Origin of the sequence: Fusobacterium sp., assembly GCF_032477075.1 — a bacterium.
Taxonomy (GTDB): domain Bacteria; phylum Fusobacteriota; class Fusobacteriia; order Fusobacteriales; family Fusobacteriaceae; genus Fusobacterium_A.
Map to the genome: position 1 here is coordinate 1 of NZ_JAWDXO010000042.1, position 25,611 is coordinate 25,611.

27 protein-coding genes are annotated in these 25,611 nt (G+C 28.7%); 23 read left to right on the forward strand and 4 right to left on the reverse strand.

The window, feature by feature from the left end; translation table 11 throughout:
- The 9 genes from E6771_RS13765 to E6771_RS13805 all read left to right on the forward strand — a co-directional run.
- The coding region (locus E6771_RS13765; RefSeq protein ID WP_410054677.1) for a toxin-antitoxin system YwqK family antitoxin at positions 1–239 on the forward strand (239 nt) is incomplete at its 5' end.
- Between the two features lie 113 nt (positions 240–352).
- Positions 353–2,572 carry a hypothetical protein gene (locus E6771_RS13770; protein WP_316091915.1) on the forward strand — a complete coding sequence of 740 codons (2,220 nt, stop codon included), beginning with the start codon at positions 353–355 and terminating at the stop codon, positions 2,570–2,572.
- A gap of 153 nt (positions 2,573–2,725) precedes the next feature.
- Positions 2,726–2,908, forward strand: coding sequence for a hypothetical protein (locus tag E6771_RS13775; protein WP_227371872.1), 183 nt, complete (start codon positions 2,726–2,728; stop codon positions 2,906–2,908).
- Between the two features lie 49 nt (positions 2,909–2,957).
- Positions 2,958–3,662, forward strand: coding sequence for a hypothetical protein (locus tag E6771_RS13780; RefSeq protein WP_316091916.1), 705 nt, complete (start codon positions 2,958–2,960; stop codon positions 3,660–3,662).
- Entirely contained in the window at positions 3,662–4,714 is a 1,053-nt protein-coding gene (locus E6771_RS13785) for a hypothetical protein (RefSeq protein WP_316091917.1), read from the forward strand. Before E6771_RS13780 ends, E6771_RS13785 begins: the two co-directional genes overlap by 1 nt.
- A 1-nt stretch (position 4,715) precedes the next feature.
- Positions 4,716–5,633 (forward strand): leucine-rich repeat domain-containing protein, encoded by a 918-nt coding sequence (locus E6771_RS13790; protein ID WP_316091918.1) that lies wholly within the window; start codon positions 4,716–4,718, stop codon positions 5,631–5,633.
- Positions 5,634–5,647: 14 nt separating this feature from the next.
- Entirely contained in the window at positions 5,648–6,040 is a 393-nt protein-coding gene (locus E6771_RS13795) for a hypothetical protein (protein ID WP_316091919.1), read from the forward strand.
- 64 nt (positions 6,041–6,104) lie between these two features.
- Positions 6,105–6,959, forward strand: a complete 855-nt coding sequence (locus E6771_RS13800) for a hypothetical protein (RefSeq protein WP_316091920.1) — start codon at positions 6,105–6,107, stop codon at positions 6,957–6,959.
- A gap of 26 nt (positions 6,960–6,985) precedes the next feature.
- The gene (locus tag E6771_RS13805) at positions 6,986–7,162 is read left to right on the forward strand and encodes a hypothetical protein (RefSeq protein ID WP_316091921.1); all 177 of its coding nucleotides are present in this window, start codon (positions 6,986–6,988) and stop codon (positions 7,160–7,162) included.
- Positions 7,163–7,342: 180 nt separating this feature from the next.
- Here E6771_RS13805 and E6771_RS13810 read toward each other — a convergent pair whose 3' ends face one another.
- Positions 7,343–8,086 carry a GntR family transcriptional regulator gene (locus E6771_RS13810; protein WP_316091922.1) on the reverse strand — a complete coding sequence of 248 codons (744 nt, stop codon included), beginning with the start codon at positions 8,084–8,086 and terminating at the stop codon, positions 7,343–7,345.
- Between the two features lie 177 nt (positions 8,087–8,263).
- Between E6771_RS13810 and E6771_RS13815 the strand changes: the two genes are divergently transcribed.
- The 3 genes from E6771_RS13815 to E6771_RS13825 are packed head-to-tail and all read left to right on the forward strand — an operon-like array spanning position 8,264 to position 10,896.
- Positions 8,264–9,232, forward strand: a complete 969-nt coding sequence (locus E6771_RS13815) for an SIS domain-containing protein (RefSeq protein ID WP_316091923.1) — start codon at positions 8,264–8,266, stop codon at positions 9,230–9,232.
- A 17-nt stretch (positions 9,233–9,249) separates the two neighbouring features.
- Entirely contained in the window at positions 9,250–10,107 is an 858-nt protein-coding gene (locus tag E6771_RS13820; protein ID WP_316091924.1) for a PfkB family carbohydrate kinase, read from the forward strand.
- A gap of 33 nt (positions 10,108–10,140) precedes the next feature.
- Positions 10,141–10,896 (forward strand): transporter substrate-binding domain-containing protein, encoded by a 756-nt coding sequence (locus E6771_RS13825; protein WP_316091925.1) that lies wholly within the window; start codon positions 10,141–10,143, stop codon positions 10,894–10,896.
- Positions 10,897–10,948: 52 nt separating this feature from the next.
- Here E6771_RS13825 and E6771_RS13830 read toward each other — a convergent pair whose 3' ends face one another.
- Positions 10,949–12,691 (reverse strand): flavocytochrome c, encoded by a 1,743-nt coding sequence (locus E6771_RS13830; RefSeq protein WP_316091926.1) that lies wholly within the window; start codon positions 12,689–12,691, stop codon positions 10,949–10,951.
- 245 nt (positions 12,692–12,936) lie between these two features.
- Here E6771_RS13830 and E6771_RS13835 point away from each other — a divergent pair, with 245 nt between their 5' ends.
- From E6771_RS13835 to E6771_RS13865, 7 genes are all read left to right on the forward strand, one after another.
- Positions 12,937–14,514: a toxin-antitoxin system YwqK family antitoxin gene (locus E6771_RS13835; RefSeq protein WP_316091927.1), complete on the forward strand. Its 1,578-nt coding sequence runs from the start codon at positions 12,937–12,939 to the stop codon at positions 14,512–14,514.
- Between the two features lie 129 nt (positions 14,515–14,643).
- Entirely contained in the window at positions 14,644–16,146 is a 1,503-nt protein-coding gene (gene yfcC, locus E6771_RS13840) for a putative basic amino acid antiporter YfcC (protein ID WP_316091928.1), read from the forward strand.
- Between the two features lie 212 nt (positions 16,147–16,358).
- Complete coding sequence (locus E6771_RS13845) at positions 16,359–16,508, forward strand: hypothetical protein (protein ID WP_316091929.1); 150 nt, start codon at positions 16,359–16,361, stop codon at positions 16,506–16,508.
- Positions 16,509–16,651: 143 nt separating this feature from the next.
- On the forward strand, positions 16,652–17,719 hold the full coding sequence (locus E6771_RS13850) for a branched-chain amino acid aminotransferase (RefSeq protein ID WP_316091930.1): 1,068 nt from the start codon (positions 16,652–16,654) through the stop codon (positions 17,717–17,719).
- A 14-nt stretch (positions 17,720–17,733) separates the two neighbouring features.
- Entirely contained in the window at positions 17,734–18,273 is a 540-nt protein-coding gene (locus tag E6771_RS13855) for a hypothetical protein (RefSeq protein ID WP_316091931.1), read from the forward strand.
- Between the two features lie 11 nt (positions 18,274–18,284).
- Positions 18,285–19,997: a carbon starvation protein A gene (locus E6771_RS13860; RefSeq protein ID WP_316091932.1), complete on the forward strand. Its 1,713-nt coding sequence runs from the start codon at positions 18,285–18,287 to the stop codon at positions 19,995–19,997.
- 92 nt (positions 19,998–20,089) lie between these two features.
- Positions 20,090–20,599, forward strand: coding sequence for an AAA family ATPase (locus E6771_RS13865; protein ID WP_316091933.1), 510 nt, complete (start codon positions 20,090–20,092; stop codon positions 20,597–20,599).
- Between the two features lie 31 nt (positions 20,600–20,630).
- Here E6771_RS13865 and E6771_RS13870 read toward each other — a convergent pair whose 3' ends face one another.
- On the reverse strand, positions 20,631–21,125 hold the full coding sequence (locus E6771_RS13870) for a hypothetical protein (RefSeq protein WP_316091934.1): 495 nt from the start codon (positions 21,123–21,125) through the stop codon (positions 20,631–20,633).
- A gap of 145 nt (positions 21,126–21,270) precedes the next feature.
- Between E6771_RS13870 and E6771_RS13875 the strand changes: the two genes are divergently transcribed.
- The 3 genes from E6771_RS13875 to E6771_RS13885 are packed head-to-tail and all read left to right on the forward strand — an operon-like array spanning position 21,271 to position 24,093.
- Positions 21,271–21,762, forward strand: a complete 492-nt coding sequence (locus tag E6771_RS13875; RefSeq protein WP_316091935.1) for a dCMP deaminase family protein — start codon at positions 21,271–21,273, stop codon at positions 21,760–21,762.
- Positions 21,763–21,787: 25 nt separating this feature from the next.
- Entirely contained in the window at positions 21,788–23,155 is a 1,368-nt protein-coding gene (locus E6771_RS13880; protein ID WP_316091936.1) for an MATE family efflux transporter, read from the forward strand.
- Between the two features lie 5 nt (positions 23,156–23,160).
- Positions 23,161–24,093 carry a phosphotransferase gene (locus E6771_RS13885; RefSeq protein ID WP_316091937.1) on the forward strand — a complete coding sequence of 311 codons (933 nt, stop codon included), beginning with the start codon at positions 23,161–23,163 and terminating at the stop codon, positions 24,091–24,093.
- Between the two features lie 60 nt (positions 24,094–24,153).
- Here E6771_RS13885 and E6771_RS13890 read toward each other — a convergent pair whose 3' ends face one another.
- Positions 24,154–24,507 carry a hypothetical protein gene (locus E6771_RS13890; protein WP_316091938.1) on the reverse strand — a complete coding sequence of 118 codons (354 nt, stop codon included), beginning with the start codon at positions 24,505–24,507 and terminating at the stop codon, positions 24,154–24,156.
- A gap of 124 nt (positions 24,508–24,631) precedes the next feature.
- On the opposite strand from E6771_RS13890, the gene E6771_RS13895 reads away from it, so the two are divergent.
- Positions 24,632–25,303, forward strand: a complete 672-nt coding sequence (locus E6771_RS13895) for a Crp/Fnr family transcriptional regulator (protein ID WP_316091939.1) — start codon at positions 24,632–24,634, stop codon at positions 25,301–25,303.
- Positions 25,304–25,611: the final 308 nt, after the last annotated feature.

The window sequence follows — 25,611 nt, forward strand, 5'->3', positions numbered from 1 at the left end:
GTCAATTAGCATTATTAAATACATATAAAAATGGACAAAAAGATGGTCCTCATAGAGGTTATTATGAAAATGGGAATTTACAAACAGAAGCAACATATAAAAATGGAAAATATGATGGGACTACAAAAATTTATTATGAAAATGGTCAATTATGGAGTGAATCAAAATACAAGAATGGTGAAAAAATAGCTCCAACAAAATGGTATGATGAGAATGGAAATCCTAAATCTTCTTTATAAGAAATTAGATGAAAATCTTCAATATAATTAAATAAAAATCAATAGTTATTTTACCCCTCAGGTTATTCAGTTGAGGGGTTTTTTATTTGTCAAAAGGAAGGAGGAAATAAAAAATGACAGAAACATATTTCAAAACATTAACAGAAGTAGATATGTTTAATTTTAATGGAGTTGTAATTAATGTTACAAAAGGAACAGTTTTAACAAATATTATTGAAGATATATCACTCTCTTACTCTAATAACAGTAAAAGTATTAAATCACTTACAGCTTCTTTTTCAATAGATGATACATCTCTTATTACTACTGGAGATATTATTGAGATAAAAGCAGTTCATAAACTAAAAGAAATAGTAATATTAAAAGGAAAAGCTGAATTACAAGAAAGAAAACTTAATAACAGCTTAATTCATAATCTGCAGGTAATTGTCTATGATGAAATAAAAGATTTATTTTCAAAAACTGTATCAAAAGATACTTTTGCTTTTGACAACTGGGTATATTATAAAAATAATGAAAATAATTCCTTATTATTTAATATCATAAAAGAACTTGGAATAACTGCAGATAATGTTATATTTGAAGATATAAGAGATAGTCAGACAAGGCTGATCAAGATACCTTTTATGGTATTTACAAAAGGAAATAAATGGATAGATGAACTGGAAACAGTAATAGATTGTATAAAAGGAAGAATGTACATAGATAATAACAATAAAGTAGTTATTAAAGGGGGGCTTTATAATCCAGAAGAAAATATAATCTGCCACTTTAATCAAACAAATATCTTAAATAGTGTAACTCAAAAATATTCTTATGCAAAATACAATGGAATAAGAAAGACTTTTGATAGCTACAGCTATTTGGAAAATCAACCTTGTTTCAATCTAGCTCAGAAAATTGAAGTAGAAGCAGGAACAACACCAGAAAATCAAAATAAAATAATGTCTATTAAATATATAACAGATGTTATTACTCAATATAATCTTACAAAAGCTACAGGATATTATTTTAATGAACTATCTGAAAAAATAGATATTAACTTAATAGAGGGGACTCATTATGATTTTGTATCTTTTATAAATAGTGGAGCACAGGTTAAATTTTATAATCCATATGCCTCTAAATTATATATAGAAAACTTTGAGATAAAAGGAGTACCAGTTGTAAAATATGAAGATAATGAGAGCATTGTCAAAAATACAGATGTTGAAACAGAAGAACAGGAGAATTTTCCAACTGTAAATAAAAATAAATATATTCAGGAAATGCAGTTTGCAACAGAAATTGCAGAGTATGAATATAGAGAAGAATGTCTTGATGGAATAGAATTATCTTTTAAAAGCTTTTTTTGTCCTTTTGTGATGATAGGAGATCTAATTGAAGTTGTGATTGATGATATAAGTACTCCTGCAAGAGTAACAAATATAAGTCATACTATTTCAAAGACAAAAGGATTTAGCAGTGAAATTACAGCAGTTAAAATTGATACTTCAGTTCAGATATTTAAATATAATACTGTAGAAAGTTTAAAATCAAATGGAGAATATATTGAGACTATAAATAATTTACAAGATCAGATTGAAAATATAGAAGCTCCTCCAATAGATGAAGAACTATTAAATAAACTGAATGCAAAAGGATTTATTCAGGAAGCAGAACCAACAGCAGCAGAAGAAGGTGATGTTTGGTATCAACCAAGTAGTAAAATCTTTAAAGTATGGAAAAATGGAACATGGCAGACAGCTATGGAAGATGATATTATGCCAGCTTTAAAATCTTCAATAATGGCACAGGCAGGGGTATTCAGAATAGGAAGCAATGACACAGAAGCAGGTATATTTTTCCAATTTGATGAAGATACAAGCAATCCAGTATTTGGAAGAACTGACCCAACAAATATTGCAAGAATAGTTATAAATAAAGATGCAGGAGTAATAATTCAAAATGCAAATAATAAGCTTGCTTTTAATGTAAAAAACCCATTGAAGCCAGCAGAAATTACAAGTCAGTTATTAATGGGAGTAACTGATCCAGAAGATACAAAACATCAAGGTACACTTTTCCAAGTAGGGGAAGAAAATACAGGGACATATATTAAACTTGAAAATAATAAAGTTAAAACTTATATAAACAATAATCTTCTTGATAATCAACTAGAAAGAATGAATACTGGAAAATTAACTTTAACAGCAGATACAACAATAAATGGGGTATTAAAAGTATTCAATAATGACAAAGGAATAATCAGCTATAATGGGACAAATGAAGCAAACAGCACACAAAGAATTGTAATACAGGGAGGGCAGATATTATTCCAAGAAAAAGGTTGAATAGGTCTCTGGTACACAGTAAATGTACTGAAAAAATATATATTTATAGAGAATATAAATATAAGGCAGATCCAAAACCAAGTAAGAGTAGTAAGATTTACCAGTCCTTACCATATAAATGATAATAGATGGCAGACAACTAAAATAGAAGCATTGGTAAGTATAGTTGATGGGTGGACTGATAAATCAAATCTTGAAGGGGCAGAACTTGAAATACCTATGACATTAAAATTAAGAGGTGATGGATATGTTGAGATATCTACAAGTAATACAAGTTTATCGCCAAATACAATAATAAATATAATGCTTTTTGAAGGAGATATAAGAGAAAGTTAGTATTTTCCAATTTTATTAAAAATGGAAAAATTTGAAAGGAGAAATAGAAATGGCATTTGCTGATTGGACTACTATTACAGATTATAATCAAGCTCTATACAAAACAAGAGCAAGTGAAAATTTTGAATTTATAATATCAGATAGTTTTAAAAATCCAGTATTTATGGTTTTTTGGAATGGGATTAAATATAATGGAACTATTACAGGCCTTTCTCCTGTTGTTTCTAAAGTGTCTGGAACAAGATATAAAGTAGAACCATATATAAGAACACCATCACAATTAGGGCGGACAGTAACAACAGATACTGTTTCAGGTGGAGGAACTTACCAATATATAGTTGGAAATATTCCAGCTACTAGGAGAATAAGCTTTGCAGGTTATTTATATCCTACAGGAGTTGTAGGGGCTATGAATGGAACTGTAGATATAGAAGTGTTAAATCCGCAGGACAGTTCAGTTATACAGAAATTTGAAAAAATAAATATGGCAGGAACTTCATATATGGGTAGTTACTGGTGGTTTTATGCAGTGCCACAACAATATTATAATAATGGAGTTGCTTTAAGATATACATTAACTCATACAAGGGATTTATCATGTAAGGATATTTTTATGATAGCAATAGACAATGATTTATTCTGGAAAGATAACGGGTCAGGAGGACTTGTTTCTGATGGATATAATAAAGCTCTTGTAGCAGACGCAGAATTGACAATTCTTGTCCTAGAAAAAGGAGAAAGGGAGTTGACATAATGGCAGAATGGAAAACGAAAAGCAGAATAAAAAAGACGCAAATGGTAAGAATAACTGGAAATAGTGAAATAGATATACAACAGCTTTTTATAGGAACAGGAGTTGAAAAAGCACAAGTATTCACTTTAAATGATGGGATAATTCTTGGGTCGACTTCATGTGATTATGATACTGGGTGGAGTTATGAAGGAGTAAAAGCAAAAATAACAAGCAAAGTAAAAACATGGAGTACAACCCCTGCTCTTTTCTTTGCAGATATAGAAAATAAAAGAGAACACCCTTTATATGCAGATGGAAAATTTACTACAATAACAATTCCAAGTGGATATAGTCTTTATACTATAGAAGTAGCGGGAAAAGGAATATTTACAGTATATGAAAATGAAGAGCCAGTGACATTTCAAATGGCAGATAACGAGACAATAACACCAGCTAAAGTATATAGAATATGCTACAAGCAAAAGGCAGAAACTGTAAATATAAGAGTATCAGGAGTAAATATATCATGGGCTTATATGTCATCATGCTACTACTTTGAAAGAACAGAAAGAAATGTAAAAAATACAGTAGTAGTGACAGAAGGAATATACGGCAATTCTAATATGGGGAATGGGCTTACAATACCAGCAACACCAGGAGAAAAGCCAGGTCCTTCAATTTATCCAGTTATTGGAAAATTGGGAATGAATGGAAATATATTTAATTTTTATTCTATGACTAAAGTTACAGATAATACAAATGTAGAAAATATAGAAGATTTTGATCTTAGCCTTATGCAAGGATTAACACACCTATCATATCCATATGTAACTGCATTAAAAGGACCTATATTTATGAATGGAAGAGGAATAAAATATATTCAGCTTGGCAGCAATAAAAATCCAGTTATATGGAGTGAAGGTTCAGGGTGGGTTACAGATCCAACTCTTTATATTGATGAAGACAATTATAATACAGTTATTTTAACTATATATACAGAAGGAGGATTGGCATTCCCCATAAAAAAATATCCTTCTACTGCAAATATTGTACTTAATTTTGAGGAGGCATAAAATGGGAAGAATTGTTTTAAGTGGAGTAGAGTTTAAATTCGAGAAAGTAAATGATGAATTAGGAGAAACAGGAGTATTAAAACAAAATATTTTTCTTAATAATAATGGACTTACAGAAGTTGAAATGGATACTATAACAATTATAGAAAATGGAGCTTTTAAAAATTGTTCCAATTTAACAAAAGCTTTATTTCCCAAAATTATGATACTAGGAGAAGAAGCATTTTATTATTGTAGCAGTTTAACAAATATAACCTTAAATAATTCTTTGACAGAAATAAAAAATAAGTCATTTCAAAGATGTGGCAGTTTAGGAAGTATTAATTTACCAAGCAATTTAGAAAAAATAGGAGATTTTGCTTTTGAATATGACACAAAACTAATAATTGGCAACACTTTAAATAATTTAAAAGAAATAGGGATAGCTGCTTTTCAAAATTGCACAAGTTTAAATATAAATTTTGGAGTAGAAAAAATAACTAAAATAGGAGAATATGCTTTTTATGGATGTGTAAATTTACAATTATCTATATTTCCACCTAATTTAAAAACACTTGAACAAGGGCAATTTTACGGTTGTGTTCTTTGTACTTTTAATTTTCTACCTAATAAATTTACAGAATTACCAAGACAAATATTTTATGGAACAGGGGTTACTTTTAAAAATTTACCATTTATAAAAAGACTTGGAGATAATTGTCTTGGTAATTGCAAAAATTTAACAACATTAACTTTAGGAAGTAAGGGGAATCCTGTTGAATATATTACTCCTTATAATTTAACAGGGGTAGTTACTTTTGGCAGCCTTTATAATTGTACTAATTTAACAAAATTAACAATATATACAACAGGCGGACAGGCACTTGCAGGGGCTCCATGGGGGGCAACAAATGCAGCAATAACTTATTTACCAGCATAAAAGGAGGGAAATTTATGAAGAATTTAGGAATAATAGAAGAATTAAAGGATATCTCAACATTAACAGTAATTAAAGATCTTATAAAAGAGAGTAATCCATTAACTTTAGTTTATGAAAATGAAACCTCTGGATATGTAAAATTTGATAATGGACTAATTATTCAATGGGGGCAAAGAGAAATTACTCCTTCAACAACAATATTTATGCAAGATATATCATATCCTATATCTTTTACAAAATATTCATTACCATTTATAAGTAGATCTTATGGTTATTCATCACCAAGTCAGAGGATGTTTTGTGCCTCATCTTTAACCACATCTACTTTTAGAATTATAATTGAATCAACTGTGCAAACAGTTCTTAATCAAAAAGATACATATTTCTGGTTTGCAATAGGAGTGTAAAATAATAAAATTGTATTCATATATAGATTAATAGCTTATTTAATAAATAAGAGGAGAATAAAAAATGAAAAATTTAGGAAAAATTGAAAATAAAAAAGATATAGCTACATTAAGTAATATAATTGAAATTCCATATGGTGGAATAATAACAGTTCCAAAACATGTATCTATACCAGATGGATATATTGAATGGGGAACAACTTTAAAAGCAGAAGACTATCCACATTTAGTAGATATTTTTGGAACTACCAATATAATATTAAAACCTGTTGAAATATCTATGACAAGTAATAATAGCAGTAGTGAGTTATATATAGAAACTACAAATGATGAAACAGGGTATAATTGTGATGAAACATTTAATAATTTATGGAAAATGTTTGATAAAGATAAGGAAAATGGTTATTTTGCAGGTGATGGAGTTAGTACTACATATGAACCTCAGTATGGAAGAAGGCCATGGTTTTTACTAAAAGGAACAGCTGTATCAGCATTATATGATATTCGTGATAAAATATCAATGATTAAAGCTACTTATAAGTGGAGACAGAACAACATAGCAGAGTATAATTCACAATCATTCTGGATGAATTTTAATTTAAATGGGATGTCTGGAAATTCTTTTAATCCAAGTTTTCAATTAATACCAGGAGAAGAATATGAAGGAAGTTTTACTACAAATATCTTTATTGAACAATTAAATAACCAACCAGAAGAAAATAAATATATTCAGGTATCAAGTTGGGCATCAGATGCCAAATTATTGGAAATATTTGATATACAATTAGAATTACCAGTTGTTTCTAATGACTCATATATTGATATTCCTTTAGATTGGTCACCAAACCAATCTATGATACAAAACTTACAAAGTAAATCAGTGAAATATCTTATGTATGTAGGAAATTCTATAAAATAGCAAAGAAAGAAAAATGGAGGTTAAAAGTGGGTGAATTAATTGAGTATTTAGTAAGTTATGGAGCTTTAGGATTTATAACTGCATATTTTTTATGCAATGATTATAAAGACAGAGAAACTTACAGACAATTTATGTCAGAATTAATGAATAAAGTAAATGAACATGAAAGAAGAATTACAGCTTTGGAAGATGAGAAAAAATAAATAATAGTGTTAGTATAATTTATAATACTAACACTATTTTCATGAAATAGTAGCTATAATATTATTATGACAAATATCAAAAGCTTTAGATGTAAGTATTTATAAAAATTATATTTACTTTACTTATAAATTTTATACTTAAATAAATAAAAAATACTCTTAATTTTATAGAGTATTTTTTTATTTACTATATCGAGTATTATTTAAGTGAAAACGATAATGTTCTGAATTTATAAACTGTTTTCCAATGTGAATAAGTTTCTTTTTGTCATCATACATCTGGGTATAAAGAAAGAAAAGAGGCTCTCCATTTGACAGCTGCATTAAAGGAGCAATATCACTTCCAGCACAAACTATGTCTATATATGAATTATTTGAAGAATCAACCTTTATACCATATTTATCTTTTAAAAGAGAATAAAGTGAAGTAGTTAAAGGTTCAGAAATCAGAAAATCAAACTTTGGATATGGAAAATAGTTATTTTCACACATTATAGGAAAACCATCTGCAAATCGTATACGTTGTATAAATAAGATCTTTTCACTTTTTTTCAATCCCATTTCTTTTATTTGTTCTTCTGTAGGTATAAGAATTTCCTTTTTGGTAACAATACTTGAAGGGATCATTCCATTTATTTCACAAGACTCAGTAAAACTTAGTAGATTATCAATTTTTCTCTGTATTTTATTTTGCTGTACAAAAGTACCCTTACCTTGTTTTTTCAATAAAAGACCTTCCCTAACTAATTCTTCAATAGCCTTTCTTATTGTGATTCTACTGACTTTATAGATTTCGCTCAATTCAGTTTCTGTGGGTATTTTTTCCCCATGTCCAAGAGTTCCATTTTTTATAGAGTTTTTTAATTCTTCTTTGAGCTGTTTATATAAAGGTATTTTTGTATTTGAAATTAATGTTGCTGTCATATTAAATCTCCTTAAATTACTGAATATATGATACTTATTTTATTATACTATGTAATTTAATAAACAACAAGAAAATTCATTATAGAATGTTATATATCAAATAAAAAAACACTATTGTTTATAACGTTATATTATGATATAGTTGTATTATAAAATTTAATTGAAAAAGGAGCAAAAATGAATTCAAAGGAAATCATAAAAAAAATATTAGATGAAAAAAAGTGTATTAAAAATATATATTTTATAGCATGTGGAGGTTCTCTAGTTGATCTTTATCCAGGATTTTATTTTATACAGGCTGAATCCTCTTCAATATATTCAGCATGGTATACTGCTAAAGAATTTGCTGTAACTCCACCAAAAACTTTAGGAAAAAATAGCTTGGTGATAGCAGTATCACATGGGGGAAATACAAAGGAAACTATTGAAGCAGCAAGAATTGGTAAAAATGCTGGAGCATCAGTTATTACTTTAACTCACAATAAAGATTCTATTTGTGGTGGAAATGAATTTATATCATGGGTATATGACTGGTCTTTTGATGTAGATGAGAAAGATAAACCCCAAGGAATAGTTCTTTCACTGTTAAATGAGCTTTTATATAGGCAGGAGGAAGATTATAAGCTGTATGAAATTATTTCTGATGGATTAGAAAATATAGATTCAATAGTTAAAAATGCAGTTAAGAAAGTTAAAAATTCTTCTTGGCTTTTTGCAGAAAAATATTGGAATGAACCATTTCTTTATATTATGGCTTCAGGAGCTTCATATTCTCAAGGGTATGGTTTTGCTATATGCTCATTGCAAGAGATGCAGTGGATGGATTGCTGCTATCTTCATTCAGGAGAATATTTTCATGGACCATTTGAAGTAACAGATGAAGATCATCTTTATATTCTTTTAATGAGTAAAGGGAAAAGCAGAGTAATGGATGAGAGAGCACTTAAGTTTTTAGAAAAATATGGGAAGAAGTATGAGGTTATAGATGCAGAACAATTAGGAATTGGAAAAATAGATGATACATGTGTTGAATATTTTAATCCAATATTATTTTATGCTATGTCAGTAGTATATCGTACAGCTCTCCAAAATAAACGTAGTCACCCTCTAGATATGAGACGTTATATGGGAGTTGTAGAATATTAAAATTGAGAGGTGAATCTATGGAAAAATATTCAATAAATGTATTGGGATTTGGAGATAATGTAGTTGATAAATATGAACACATGAAAATAATGTATCCTGGAGGAAATTGTGTAAATTTTGCTGTATATTCAAAAAATTTTGGAGTAAAAAAATCAGCATATATGGGCTATTTTGGAAATGATAATGAAGCTGAACATGTAATAGATAGTCTAGAAAAAATAGGAATAGAAACAATAAAATGTGAACAACTAGAAGGAGAAAATGGATGTGCAAAGGTAACTCTGCTTAATGGAGAACGTATATTTTTGGGATCAAATGAAGGTGGAATAAGGGGAAAAATTCCATTTGTTTTAGATAGATTTGATTTAGAATATGTAAAAAAATTTGATTTAGTTCACAGTGGAAATTATTCTTTTACAGAAAATGAACTTTATAAAATTAAAGAAACAGGGGTATATGTTTCTTTTGATTTTTCAGATGATTCTACAGAAGATTATTTGAAAAAAGTAGCTAAAAATATAGATTTTGCTTTTTGCTCCTTTGATGGAACAGAAGAAGAAACTAAAGAATATTTAAAAAAAATAGTAAATTATGGGGCTGAAACTGCATGTGCTTCAAGGGGAGCACAGGGTTGTATTTTATATGATGGGGGAGATTATTATATACAGAAGGCAGTATCCATGGAAAAAGTTGTAGATACAATGGGAGCAGGGGATTCTCTTATTGCCTCTTATTTGGCAAGTTATTTGTCTTCAATAAAAAAAGGAATAGATAAAAAAGAAGCTATAAAAATAAGTCTGATGAAAGCATCAGAGTTTGCAGCTGAGGTTTGTGCTATTGATGGTGCATTTGGTTATGGAAAAAAATATGAATAAATAAAGTTTAATTAAAATAAAGGGGGATTTACCATGAAAAAAATAATACTAGTTTTAACTTTATTACTTTCTGCTTTATCTTTTTCAGCTGAAAAATTATATGTAGGAACAAATGCAGAATTTAAACCTTATGAATATCTAGAAGATGGGAAAATGGTAGGGTTTGATATTGAACTTATGGAAAAAATAGGAGAAGAATTAGGTTATGAAATAAGTTGGATTAACATGTCTTTTGACGGATTGCTGCCAGCACTTCAATTGGGAAAAGTAGATGCTGTAATTGCTGGACTTACTCAAACTCCAGAAAGACAAAAAGCAGTAGATTTTTCTATTCCTTATATGTTTATTTTTTCTTCTAAGCATATTATCATAATAAATGAAAAAAGTGATATAAAAACTAAAGAGGAATTAAAAGGTAAAAGTATTGGAATACAATTAGGAGCTATACAAGAACAATTTGTTAATGAGTTAGAAGGAAAAACAAAAGTATATGATTCATGGACAGGAGCATTGATGGATCTTAAAGCTGGAAAGATAGATTCAGTTATAATAGATGAATTAACATCAAAGGCTTATTTAAAAAATTTGACAGGAATTAAACAAATAGATACTTTAGTTGATGAACAGCCTGCTGCTTCTATTGCATTTAGAAAAAATGAAAAAGAACTAGTAGAAAAAGTAAATAAAAAAATAATTGAGTTAAGAGATAATGGAGAATATTTAAAAATATTGGAAAAATATTTTCCAGCAAATGTTGAAGAATTTAAAAATGCTTATGAGAAAAAATAAATAAAAATAAAAAGTCCATACTGAGCAATTAAACTCAGTATGGACTTTTTTGTTATTTAGCCAATTTTACAGCATTTTTTATAGCTGTGCCTATACCTCTTGCAGAACTAGTAGCTCCTGCAACAGAATCAATTTTATCAGTATTTTGAGTATAAATAACATCAGCAGATATTTTTTCAATAGCAGAATTAAATATTATTTCAGTATCCTTATATTCAATAGCTTTAATTTTAATAATTTTAGTATCTTCAACAGTAACTTCTATTTTTATATTTCCTTTGTATCCCTTTCCTTCTCCTGAATATTTTCCATCTTTATATTTAATATTTTTTATAGTTCTACTATCTTTGAAAGAAGTAATATTATTAATAATAGTTTTATCCATAGGATTAGTTATTGATTTAGCAGCAGATATACCAGCTCTTCTGCCAAAAACGAATGCTTGTAAAAGTCCATTGCCAGACATATAGTTAGGTCCACCAGCACCAGAAAAACCTTCAGTTACACCACCAGCAGCATAAAGATTTGGAATTTTATCTCCATTTTCTTTTTTTACTTCTCCATCAAGAGTTATGACAAGTCCACCTTGTGTATGTCTTAAATCTCCAGTTATTTCAATAGCATAATAAGGACCATGGAAATTTTTTGGAAGTTTAGTTCTGTTGAAGACATCTTCTCCTTTTTCTATTCCTTTGTTATACGTTTTAATAGTTTTTTCAAGTTCTTTTTCATCCACTTTCATAGTCTTAGCAATTTCAGCTATATTTTTACCTTCAAGAACTATTCCAGCAGAAGTGTAATTTTTAAAGTTACTAGTTTTTTCAGCATTTTCTTTATTAAACAGTATGTATGCAGCAGCATCTTTTTGATTTACAACATGAGGAGTAAGCTCAGAATATCCCATTATCTCATTAGTAAATCTTTTTCCATCTTTATTGATAAGAATACCACCTCTGGAAAGAATAGAAAGATCCATGCTGTTCTTAGTTTGAAGATTAAAAACTGCATGTCCTTGATAGGCATGCATATTTTTTAATTCTGCTCCTAGTTTCTCGCCCCATATAATTCCTTCTCCAGTTGCACCAGGAGCTGTTAAAGGATATGCATTAACTATTTCAGGAATATATTTTTTCAGCATTTCTTCATTAGAAGCAAACCCACTAGTTGCTAATATTACTTTAGAAGCATATATTTCAATTTCTTCTCCATTAGATTTTTTAGCCCTGATACCATTGATATTTTCTTTATCTGCTATTAACCCAGTTCCAGCAGTGAAATTAAGAACAGTAATCTTTGGATTTTTTTTCACTGCTTCTATAATTTTAGCAGTCATCCCAGCTCCAGATCCTTCAGCTATATGCATTCTGTAATTTGATTGTCCGTAATACAAAGCATTTGTGATAAGATTAAATTTTACTCCTAAACTTTCTAGCCATTCAATAGTTAATTTAGCTTCAGTTGCAACAGTTTCAACCATATCCTTGTTCTGACTGTAATTTGCAGCTCGGAATATATCCAGTTTGAAATTTTCTATTGAATCATCAATTTTTGCATCTTTTTGTTGTTCAGTTCCTGTAGCAGGAATAATACCTGCTGACATAAGAGTGGCTCCACCTAAGTATCCAGTTTTTTCCAACAAGACTACATTAGCTCCATTTTCAGCTGCAAAAAGAGCAGCAGTCATCCCAGCTCCACCACTTCCTACAATAACTATATCAGTCTTGTATTCAGTATTTACAGCATATAAACTGATTGATAAAAGAGAAGTTATAATAATGGAAAATATTTTTTTCATGTATACCCCCTTTGTTATATATAATGTCATGCTTATTAAAATTATACCTTAGATAATTTTATCTTGCACTTATTTTTATAAAAGAAAATAATTTTAATGTGAAATTAATAAAGTATTATTATGTAAAAGATTAAGAAATTCTATACAAGGTTTATTTTTTTTAAAGACATAAAAAAAGAATATAGAAATATAAATGAATAAGATGATACAATATGATTGTAAAAAATAAAAATGGGGGAAGACACATGAGTGAAAAAGGAAAAAATTTTTTTATAGCATTTGTTGTAATATTTATTATATCAGGAATATTAGTTGGAGGGGTATATTTTGCTCAGAAAAAAATCAAAGATTTAGATGTAAAATCAAAGATTGAAGATAATATCAATAAAAGTAAGAAAAATATGGAAATAGCAGCAATTTTATCCAAAACATCTAAAAAACCAGTAACTAAGGTAACTAAAACTACTATCCAAACACCTATTCCAAAAGTAAAAACACTTCCAACAACTGTAAAAAGAGAACAAAAAAATGGAGTGTACAAGGAATACTATACTAATGGAACTATAAAATCAGAGATTTCCTATATTGATGGTAAAAAAGATGGAGAAGAAATAATTTATGATACAAATGGGAGAGTAAAAGAAAAAAGAGAATATAAATATGGAATAAGAGATGGAAAATGGAGTAGGTTTTATACTAATGGATTTTTAAAAGAAGAAATTACATATAGGGAAAATAAGTTAGTTGGAGAATATATATCAAAATATGAAAATGGAAATATTAAAGCAACAGGAATATATGTTAATGGGGTACTTAATGGAAACTATACAACATTCACAGTTAATGGAGATAAAAAAAGTGAAATAAATTTTGTAAATGGTAAAAAAGAAGGAATAGAAAAAATATACTTTGGAAAAAATATTCAATATGAAATTACTTATGAAAATGGAAGAAAAAATGGTACCTATATAAAGTATTATCAAGATGGAAATATAGAAGTTAAAGGAAATTATATAGAAGATAAAAAAGATGGATTATGGCAGGGAATAAGCAGAAAAAGAACTATTGTTTGGGAAGAAAATTTTCAGAGTGGTGTTCTTAATGGAATATATACGAAATATGATAAAAATGGAAATAAAGTAGAGCAGGGAAATTATATAAATGGGGGAATAGATGGAACTGTGGAGATATATTATCCTAGTGGAAAGATATACAGAAAATTGAACTATGTTTCTGGAAGAAAGGAAGGAATGTTCATAACTTATTATGAAGATGGAAAGATATCTGTTGAGGAAACATATTCTAACGATAGATTAGAAGGTGATTATAAAAAATATAATAAAAAAGGTAATATAGAAACATCAGGAATATATAAAGAATCTATGAGAGTTGGAATATGGAATACTTTTGATGAAAAAGGAAAGAACATCTCTATCTATAATTACAATGAAAATGGAAAAATGGATGGAAAACAGATATATTATACACCTACTGATTTTGACAGAAAGGATTATTTTAAGAGGGAGTCAGAATTTAAAAATGGACTTCGTCATGGTACTGTAACTGAATATTATCCAAATGGAAAATTATATAAACAAGGAAATTATCAAATAGATGAGAAAGAAGGAAGATGGGTACAATATTCAGGAGATGTTATTATATCAGAAGAAAATTATAAAACTGGAAAAAGAGATGGAGTACAAAGATTTTTCTATACAAATGGAAAAATATCAGAAGAGTATGTATATGAGAATGGTAAAGAAAAAGAATATAAACATTATAGTCAAGAGGGAAAATTAATAAATCAAGGTAAAAGGTTCTAATGTGAGAATTTATAAAAAGGCTGGATAAAACACCTCTTAAAGATTTTAAATATAGTTTATATCATTAAGTATTGATTTAATTAAAAACATAAAGTATAATAATAGTATTAAAAATTTGTGGAGGTAAAAATGAAAAAAAAGTTTAATATGCCAGATACGTATGTTATTATATTTTTTGTAGTCATTTTGGCTGCAATATTAACACATACAGTTCCAGTAGGAAAATTCCAGATGGAAAAAGTTACTTATATAACTGAAACTGGGGCAGAAAAAACTAGAACGGTTCCTGTGGCAGGAAGTTTTACTTATGAATTAAATGAACAGGGAGAGCCTTTGGTAAAAGGAATAAAATTCTTTGAACCTGGAGGAGAAGTAGGAGTAGCAAACTATGTATTTGAAGGAATTGTAAGTGGAGATAAATGGGGAACAGCAGTAGGGGTAATTGCATTTATTCTTATCACTGGTGGATCTTTTGGAATTATATTAAAAACTAAGGCAGTAGAATCAGGACTTTATGCTTTGATAAAAAAGACTAAAGGGTCAGAGTGGCTGCTTCTTCCAATAGTTTTCTTTGTATTTTCTCTAGGAGGAGCAGTATTTGGAATGGGAGAAGAGGCAATACCTTTTGCTATGGTACTTATTCCAATAGTGATAGGAATGGGATATGATGGAATAACTGGTATACTCATTACTTATGTTTCTACACAAATAGGATTTGGAACATCATGGATGAATCCTTTCAGTGTTGCAATAGCACAAGGAGTAGCAGGAATTCCGGTACTTTCAGCAGCAGGATTCAGAATGGCTATGTGGACATTTTTTACAGCATTTGGAATATTTTATACTGTTAGATATGCAAATAAAGTAAAAGCTAATCCTCAGAGCTCTATTTCATATGAAACAGATAGGTATTATAGAGAAGAATTTAAATTAGAAGAACAAGGAGAAGTTGATTTTAAATTTGGGCATAAATTAGTTTTATTAGTTGTCATTTTGGGAATGGCTTGGATAATATATGGAGTTGTAGTATTTGGATACTATCTTCCTGAAATTGCTACTCAATTCGTAATAATGGGTATTGTAGCTGGAATAATTGGAGTAATTTTCAAACTTAATGATATGACTGTAAATGACATAGCCACTTCATTTAGAAAAGGAGCAGAAGATTTAATTGGAGCTGCTATAGTAGTGGGAATGGCAAAAGGGATAGTTCTTGTATTAGGTGGAACAGAAGCTGGAACACCAAGTGTTCTTAATACAGTTCTTAATTGGGTTGCAAATGGACTTGGAGGATTACCAGCAGCAGCTTCTGCTTGGGTAATGTATATATTTCAATCTGTATTCAATTTCTTTGTTGTATCAGGTTCTGGACAAGCGGCTTTAACAATGCCTATAATGGCTCCATTATCAGATTTGGTTGGAGTTCCTAGACAGGTTGCAGTTCTTGCTTTTCAATTAGGAGATGGATTTACTAATCTTATTGTTCCTACATCGGGAATCTTAATGGCTATATTAGGTATTGCTAAATTAGAATGGGGAATTTGGGCAAAATTTCAAATTAAATTTCAAGGTTGGCTTTTCCTATTTGGATCATTATTCGTTATTGGTGGAGTATTAATGAAGCTTCAATAAAAAATATTTAAATCTTTTTTGATAAAAAATGAAAGAAAACAGCAGAAGAGACTAATTAACCTTAACTGTTGTTCTTTTATTCTATCATTTTTTGAAAAACATCTTTCAAAAATTATAAAATAAAACTTTTTTTTCAAAAAAAACTTGATTTTTTTTAAATTTAGGTTTATACTCAAACCTATAAAAAGGATTTTAAAAAGAGGAGGAAAAACATGTTTGTGATACTAAGCATAATATTTGTCATATATATACTGCTCATATACAGAGAAAAAAATTATATACAGATATTTATGTTAGGAAGAGTTGCAACATTATTCCACAATCCTCTTGTTATAAAAGATAAATTTGTTTCATTTGACTAGATTTTAAATGGAAAATGATAATGTTTTTTATAGTAATTTTGTGAATACTTTGTTAATGTTGATATAAGCAGCCTAACGGGCTGTTTTTTTTATACAGAAATTTTAAATTAAAGAAAAAGAATATATATTTTAAGGGGGAAAACATGAAAGTAAGAGTAGAAAAAGCAGAACATTTAAAGGCAAAACCAGATCAAAATAATCTTGGATTTGGAAAACATTTTACTGATTATATGTTTGTTATGGATTATGATGAAGGACAAGGTTGGCATGATGCAAGGGTAGTCCCATTTGGACCAATTGCTATGAGTCCAGCCTCTATGGTTCTCCATTATGCACAGGAAACATTTGAGGGTTTAAAAGCATATCGAGCACCAGATAATCGTATTCTTTTATTCCGTCCAGAAATGAATGCGAAAAGAATGATAAATTCTAATAGAAGACTTTGTATGGCAGAGATTCCTGAAGAAATGTTTGTTGAAGCAATAGAAACTATTGTGGCTCATGAAAAGGAATGGATACCTCATTTAGAAGGAACATCTTTATATATTCGTCCTTTTATGTTTGCTACTGAAGTCGCTGTGGGAGTGCATCCTGCGATTTCATATAAGTTTATTATTATTCTTTCTCCAGTAGGGAATTATTATCCAGAAGGAGTAAATCCTATAAAAATATATGTAGAAGATGAATATGTTCGTGCAACAAAAGGAGGGACAGGATTTACAAAATGTGGAGGAAATTATGCTTCTAGTATTGTAGCTCAGGAAAAAGCAAGAAAACTTGGATATACTCAGGTGTTGTGGTTAGATGGAGTAGAAAGAAAATATGTAGAAGAAGTTGGAACTATGAATGTAATGTTTAAAGTAAATAATGAAATCTACACTGCTCCTATTGATGGAACAGTTCTTCCAGGAGTAACTCGTGATTCATGCATAACTCTTTTAAAAGAATGGGGATACAAAGTTCATGAAGAACATTTTACTATTGATTTTTTGATGGAAGCAGCAAGAGAAGGAAAATTAGAAGAAGCTTTTGGAACAGGAACAGCAGCTGTTATCTCCCCAGTAGGAGAATTAAATTATAAAGGAGAAATAGCTATAATTAATGATTTTAAAACTGGAGAACTTACTCAAAAACTTTATGATACACTGACAAATATTCAATGGGGAAAAACAGAGGATAAATTCAACTGGGTTTATGAAGTAAAAAGATAAAGAAGGAGCACATTATGACAACAGGGGAATATTTTAATAAAATAGCAGAGCAGTACAATGGAACATTTGATATATATAGAAATAAAGAAATAAATGGAGAAAAATATCTAGCATATGGATATTTCTATTCTCATTCTGAAAAATATGTTTTAGTGAAAGAGGTACAGCTTTGGGAAGCTAAGAGTTATGAACATATTATCTTTATGGACATCTCTGAAATGACTATAAATGATTTTAAAAAAATTGATGAATTAATAAAAGAATATATGGAACCATTTTTAGTGAGGAAAGGGAAAAAATATCCAGAGAAAAATCATATGTATAGTTTTCTAACTGTTGTTGCATTTGCTTCTAAAAGAATTCCAGATGATATAAAAACCAAAATAAGAAAATATAGATTTGAGAAGAATTATCTTTTTTCCATAAGAGGATACAGTTCTAGTAGGATAGTAGTTATAGATATAGAAAATATGGAGATAATAACAAATAAAGCAGGAAAATCTTTAAATAAGCTATATAAAAGTTTTTTGAGTAAAAATAATATATTAAATTAGGAGGAAGATTTATGAGTGGAGTAATGATTTTACTATTTTCAATTTTATGTTTTTTTATTGCATATGTAACCTATGGTTCATGGTTAGCAAAACAGTGGGATGTAGATCCTTCAAGAAAAACACCTTCACATGAACTTAATGATGGAATCGATTACATACCAGCAAAAGCGCCAGTTTTATTAGGACATCATTTTGCATCGATAGCAGGGGCAGGACCAATCAATGGACCTATACAGGCAGCAGTATTTGGATGGATACCAGTATTGTTATGGATAATTATTGGAGGAATATTTTTTGGGGCTGTACAGGATTTTTCTTCAATTATAGTTTCAATAAGACATAAAGGTAAATCTTTAGGAGAGGTCATCGAAGAAAATATAGGATATAGATGTAAAATACTTTTTACTATTTTTTCATGGCTTGTACTTCTTTTGGTAGTTGCAGCATTTGCAGATATTGTTGCTTCCACATTTCAAGGATATGTAATTGCATCTGATGGGACAAGAATATATAATTCTGCAAATGGTTCAGTTGCAACTGCTTCTATGCTTTTTATACCATTGGCAGTAGTATTCGGATTTCTTGTACATAGAAAAAATGCTCCTCTTGCAGTGTCATCAATAGCAGGAGTAGGACTTTTAATAGTATGTATAGCTGTTGGATTAAAATATCCAATCTATTTGAGTAAAACTTTCTGGCTTGGAATGGTATTTGTATATATTTTTATTGCTTCAGTAACACCAGTATGGATTCTTTTGCAACCTAGAGATTATTTAAATAGTTTTCTTTTGTATTTTATGATAGCAGCAGCAGTTATTGGAATTATAGGAAGCAATCCTACTGTAAATCTTCCAGCTTTTACAGGATGGACAAATAGTTTTAATGGACAGGTTATGTTTCCATACTTATTTATTACAGTAGCATGTGGTGCTATTTCAGGTTTTCATAGTTTGATAGGATCAGGAACTACATCAAAACAATTAGATAATGAGAAAGATGCAAAACTTATTGGATATGGAGCGATGCTTATAGAATGTGGACTTGCAGTTGTAGCTCTTATAGCAGTAGGAGCATTATTTACAAATAATGAAATGCCTAAAGGAACACCAGCAGTAGTTTTTGCTTCAGCTATATCAGGATTTTTTAAAACTTTAGGAATGGGAGAAATAGCAGTAAGTACTACTTTTACAGTTATTTCACTTGCAATATCAGCTTTTGCTCTTACATCTTTAGATACTGCTACAAGACTTGGAAGATTTATGTTTCAGGAACTATTTGCTGCTAAAGCAGGAGAGGAAGCAGGAAGTATCAGAAAATCTCTTGGAAATATGTATGTAGGAACATTTATAACAGTTTTTTTGGGAGGAATATTGTGTCTTGGAGGATATAAAAATATCTGGCCTCTTTTTGGAGCCTGCAATCAATTAGTTGCTGTTCCTTGTTTTCTTGGTGTATCTGTATGGCTTTCTAAAAAAGGAAAAAATAATAAAATGCTTTTTATTCCAATGGTATTTATGCTTGTAGCAACAATGAGCTCTTTATTGATTTCATTCAAGTCAAATGTGCTTATACTTATGAGTGGAAAAGGAAGTCTTGCAGTACATGGACTTCAATGTGTTATTATCATTCCTATATTCGCCCTTGCATTTATTTTAGTAATCGAAGGTGGAAAAGTATTGTGGGAAAACAGAAGAAAAAAGAATATTGTAAAAATGGAGATTTGACATCTTAAAAAATAATATAATGGGAGAAATTTATTACAAATATTCTCTCATTAATAAAATGTAGGAATTTTTTCATAGACTAGGAGAATGATATGAAAAATTTGATTTTTATAAATGGAACTATGGGTTCTGGGAAAACAGCAGTAAGTCAGAAACTTAAAATTCTTTTAAATAAAAGTGTTTTTCTTGATGGAGACTGGTGTTGGGATATGGTTCCTTTTGTGGTAAATAATGAAACGAAGGAAATGGTATTGGAAAATATAACTTTTCTTTTAAATAATTTTCTAAAATGCAGTGAATACGAAAATGTGATTTTCTGCTGGGTAATGCATGAAGAAAATATTATAAAGAATATATTAAAAAGATTGGAATCAAGTAAATATAAATTATATAAATTTTCTTTGATATGCTCAAAAGAAGAATTAAAAAAAAGAATAATGAAGGATGTAGAAAGTGGAATAAGAGATGAAAGTGTTTTGGAAAGAAGTTATATAAAAATGGATGCTTACAAAGTGATGGATACTATAAAAATAAATACAGATAAAATATCAACTGAAGAAATTGCTGCTCAAATAGAAAAACTAATGAAAAAAGCTGATTAAAAATTATAATTTTTTAGTCAGCTTTTTAATTTTATTCTTTTGTAGCATCTACATATTCAATAATTAAATTAGAATCTATCATTTTTCCAAGCTCATCAATAGTATCAACACCTTTATAATAAACTGATGTAGAAATATTAGGGACAAATTTTAAGGAATTACCTTTAAGAGTAAGACCATTAAATTTTTGATCAATAGGATTTTTAGAAATAGGTTTTCCCATTTTTTGTACAAGATCATCATATATTTGCTTAAGTTCATTTTTTCCAACAGTCTCTTTATTAAAAAGCACTTCTATTTTAAAAAGCCTTTCACTAGTAAAATAAAAAGTATATTTACTTACATTATCATTTGGTTTTTCAAAAGTATATATTTTCATATCAGGATAAAGAGATGGTTCTTCCTTTAACTTTGGAAAAATAAGATCAAGATTACTTTTACTATCTCCCCAATTAACTTCATTAAAATCAACAATTCCAAAAGTCAGACTGTATAAACATAGAAATAAAAATATTATTTTTTTCATAAAATAGCCTCCTAGTAATGTACTTATAGATTATTTTACTTTAAATTTTCAGATATAACAAATAAAATTTTTAAAAAATTGAAAAAATCAAAGCAGGTATGATATATTGATATATATGATAAAAAATATTTTCAAAGGAGAAATTATGAAGAGAGAAGATTATATAGAATGGGATGAATATTTTATGGGAGTAGCTCTTCTTTCAGCAAAAAGAAGCAAAGATCCAAACACCCAAGTTGGAGCTTGTATTGTGAATGAAGAAAGAAGGATCATTGGAGTTGGATATAATGGACTACCTAAGGGATGTAGTGATGATGAATTTCCTTGGGAGAGAGAAGGAGAATTTCTTGATACAAAATATCCATTTGTTTGTCATGCAGAACTAAATGCAATACTGAACAGTACAAAAACATTAAAAAATTGTATATTATATGTGGCACTTTTTCCATGTCATGAATGTAGCAAGGCAATTATACAAAGTGGAATAAAAGAACTTATCTATCTTTCAGATAAATATTGTGGAACAAAATCTGATATGGCCTCTAAAAGAATGTTAGACGCAGCAGGGGTAAAATATAGAAAACTTGATTCAAAGTTAGAAAAATTAGAATTATCATTCAAAGCTTCAGATTATTAATAGAGAATTACATGGGGGAGAGTAAATGGAACAAATAAAAAAGAATGATCTGGGGAAAGATAGTATTGGGAAATTAATAGTAAATCTGACTATTCCAGCGATCACAGCTCAATTAATAAATGCTTTATACAATATAGTTGATAGAATATATATTGGAAGAATACCTGAAGTAGGAGGAGCAGCCCTTACAGGAGTAGGCGTAACCTTTCCAATTGTAATGCTTATATCTGCTTTTGGAGCTCTTTTAGGGATGGGAGGAGCACCAAAGGCTGCTATTAAAATGGGAGAAAAAAACAATGATGCAGCAGAGGAAATACTGGGGAATTGTTTTTCTGGAATGATAATAATGGCAATAGTTCTTACAGTTTTCTTTTTAGTATTTCAGAAACCACTTCTGATGATGTTTGGTGCTAGTGAAAGAACAATTGGTTATGGATTAGAGTATCTCAATATATATGTATGCGGAACAATTTTTGTTCAAGCCACATTAGTTCTTAATAGCTTTATAACTGCTCAAGGGTTTGCAAGAACAGGAATGTTAACAGTGCTTATAGGGGCAGTATTAAACATAGTTCTTGATCCTATTTTGATTTTTTATTTTAAAATGGGAGTACAAGGAGCAGCAATTGCAACTGTTATATCACAAGCTGCTTCAGCAATATGGGTAATAAAATTTTTAATAGGAAAGAATACAAAAATAAAGATTAAAAAAGAATATTTTAAAATAAAAAAATCAGTTATTATTCCAATAATAGGACTTGGACTTTCACCTTTTGTAATGCAAAGTACAAATAGCGTAGTAAATGTAGTGCTTAATTCATCACTTCAAAAGTTTGGAGGAGATTTAGGAGTTGGGGCTATGACTATATGTGGAAGCGTTATTCAAGTACTTCAAATGCCAGTTTTTGGACTTGCACAAGGAGTTCAGCCAATAGTAAGTTATAACTATGGAGCAAGAAATATAGATAGAGTAAAAAAGGCTTATAAAATACTTTTGTTTATGAGTATGGGATATTGTGGAATAGCATGGTTTATAGAAATTCTGTTTCCAGCTATGTTTGTAACTTTGTTTACAGAAGATAAAGAGCTTATAAAATTTACAGTATGGGCATTGAATATATATGGAGCAGGGCTTTTTATGATGGGAGTTCAAGTTCCATGTCAACAAACATTTGTTGCTTTGGGAGAAGCTAAAGTTTCTCTTATACTTTCATTACTGAAAAAAATAATACTTTTAGTACCATTTGCTTTGATATTTCCATTTTTCTTTGAAAATAAAGTATTTGCAGTATTTTTGGCAGAACCAGTAGCAGGAATATTGGCAGCATCAATAACAGCTACAGTGTTTAGCATTAGATTTCCTAAATTATTAAAAAGAAGGGCAATAGGATAAATAAAATGGAAAATCATTGGGAAAGATTTGCAGAGATAAATAGAGTAAATACTGGAGAAGCAGCAGATATTATGAAAAAAATGGATAATGATATAAGAATAACTGATTGTAAGCTAATAACAAAGGGACTAAGAAATACTAACTATGTGATTAATACTTCAGCAGAAAAATTTTTTCTAAGAATATGCGTTGATGAAAAACTGAGTAAAAATGAAGAAATTGCTTTTAGAATACTAAGAGAAAAAATTATGATGCCAAAACTTATTTTAGCTTTTTCTCATATAGTGAAGAATGAAAAAAAGAGAATAATGATATATGAGTATATAGAATCCACAACTTTAGATGAATATTTAGAAAAAAATGGTAAGTTTTCAGAAAATATATTGAAAAATATAGCTTTTCTTTTATCAGAGTTACATAATATAAGAGATTTAAATTTAAAAGAGATAAATCTTCTTCCTAATTTAAATAAATGTTTTAAAATGTTAGTAGAAAATTCTGTTTTTGTAGAAAGAATTGGAATAGATTTAATGAATAAAGTAAACCTAGCAATTGAAAAATATAAAGAAGAAATAAATAAAAAAACAGATAATTTTCTTATCCATTGTGATTTTAAAAGTTCCAACCTTTTGGTAACACAAGATGAAAAAATATATGTTACAGACTGGGAATATTTAGGATATGGAAATAGATATTTTGATATAGGGTTATTCTTTAGATATAAAAATCTTTTTACTCAAAAAGATATGAAAATATTCTTTGATGAATATAATAAAAATGCAAAAATTCAACTTGATGAAAACTGGATTGAAATAGGAACTTTATGTAATGTTATAAGCTTGATGGAGATGTTAGGCAGAAAAGAAGAAGCTATTAAAAAGAATACCAGTATAAAAAAATTGATAGAAAAAGAAATAAATTTTTTAATTAAAAAATAAGAAGACTGATCTGAAAGGCAGGAATTAAAATTATTCAAACCTTTTTGATCAGTCTGTTTATTAATTTTTCTTTTTAAAAAAATCTTTAAATGATCTCTTAGGAGTTACATCTTTCATTTCTTCTTGTTGTTTTCTATAATTTGACCAGTTAGGATCATTTTTCATATTTTTTTTAAGCTGACTCATATATTTATAAGTAGCTTTTGTATCATTATATTTTTTTGCTACATTATATTTGATATCTTTCAGTGTGGTAACAAAGCCAACAGCCACATCTTTTACATTATAGATAAGTTTTTTATCAAAAGTATATTTGTATATATTTCCACAATGTGGACATTTATATTTAGCTGTTTTATCTGATATCTTCATTTTTTTCTGACAAGAAGGACAGAGAATAACTATTTTTTTCATATTATATCTCCCTAAAATTAATTTATTTGATGTAGTAATTTTAACAGAGAAATATAATGTTTTCAAGCTTAAAAATATGATAAAATAAAAAATAGTAATAATTGATATATAGTTAGGAGGTACAATGAACTTAGATATAATAAAAAAACTAAAAAAAACTGAGTTATTTTCTAATATAGAAGAAAAGGATATAATAAAATATTTTACTGGAATAAAATATGAAATAAAAAAATACTCTCAAGATGAAAATATAGCTTTCAGAGGAGATGAAGTAAAAGGGTTATATATAAATTTAGAAGGAAAAGTTGCAACAGAAATGCTAAAAGAAAGTGGGGAAGTAAAAAGGATAGAAGAAATAGATAGTTTTTCTCTTTTAGCTACAGCATTCATTTTTGGAAATAAAAACAGATTTCCTGTAGATTTAAATACTATAACTTCTACTTCTATATTTTACATAGAAAAAGATGAACTTATACAGTTATTAAAAAAAGATGATAGATTATTGAAAAGATTCTTAGATGAAATAAGCTGTAAGGCTCAATTTTTATCAAATCATCTTTGGAATAATTTTGCTAATAAAACCATAGGTGAAAAATTCAGTCAATATATTTTAGAAAATCAAAAAGATGGTTATTTTCAAATGAAAATAACTGTAAAAGATTTAGCAGAATATTTTGATGTAAGCCGTCCATCTCTTTCAAGAGTAATAAAATTTTTTTTAGAAGAAAATATTTTGGAAAAAATTGAGAAAGGAAGATATAAAATAATTGATATGGAAAAATTGAGAGCTCAATAAAATAAAGGGCTCTTTAATATATATATATAATATTTTTAAAATATTTTTAAAAAATTGTTGACGGAAAGTATTATTTATGATATTATAATCCTTGTCCACGAGAAAAGGGGACAGAAAAGAAAAGTAATAAAAAAGGACATTAACAACAGAATAGAGAGAGAAGAAAAAATCAACAAAACAATAAATAGGTGTAAACAATCAGTTTTGATAACTGAGTAAATAGATTGAACGAAGAGTTTGATCCTGGCTCAGGATGAACGCTGACAGAATGCTTAACACATGCAAGTCTACTTGATCCTTCGGGTGAA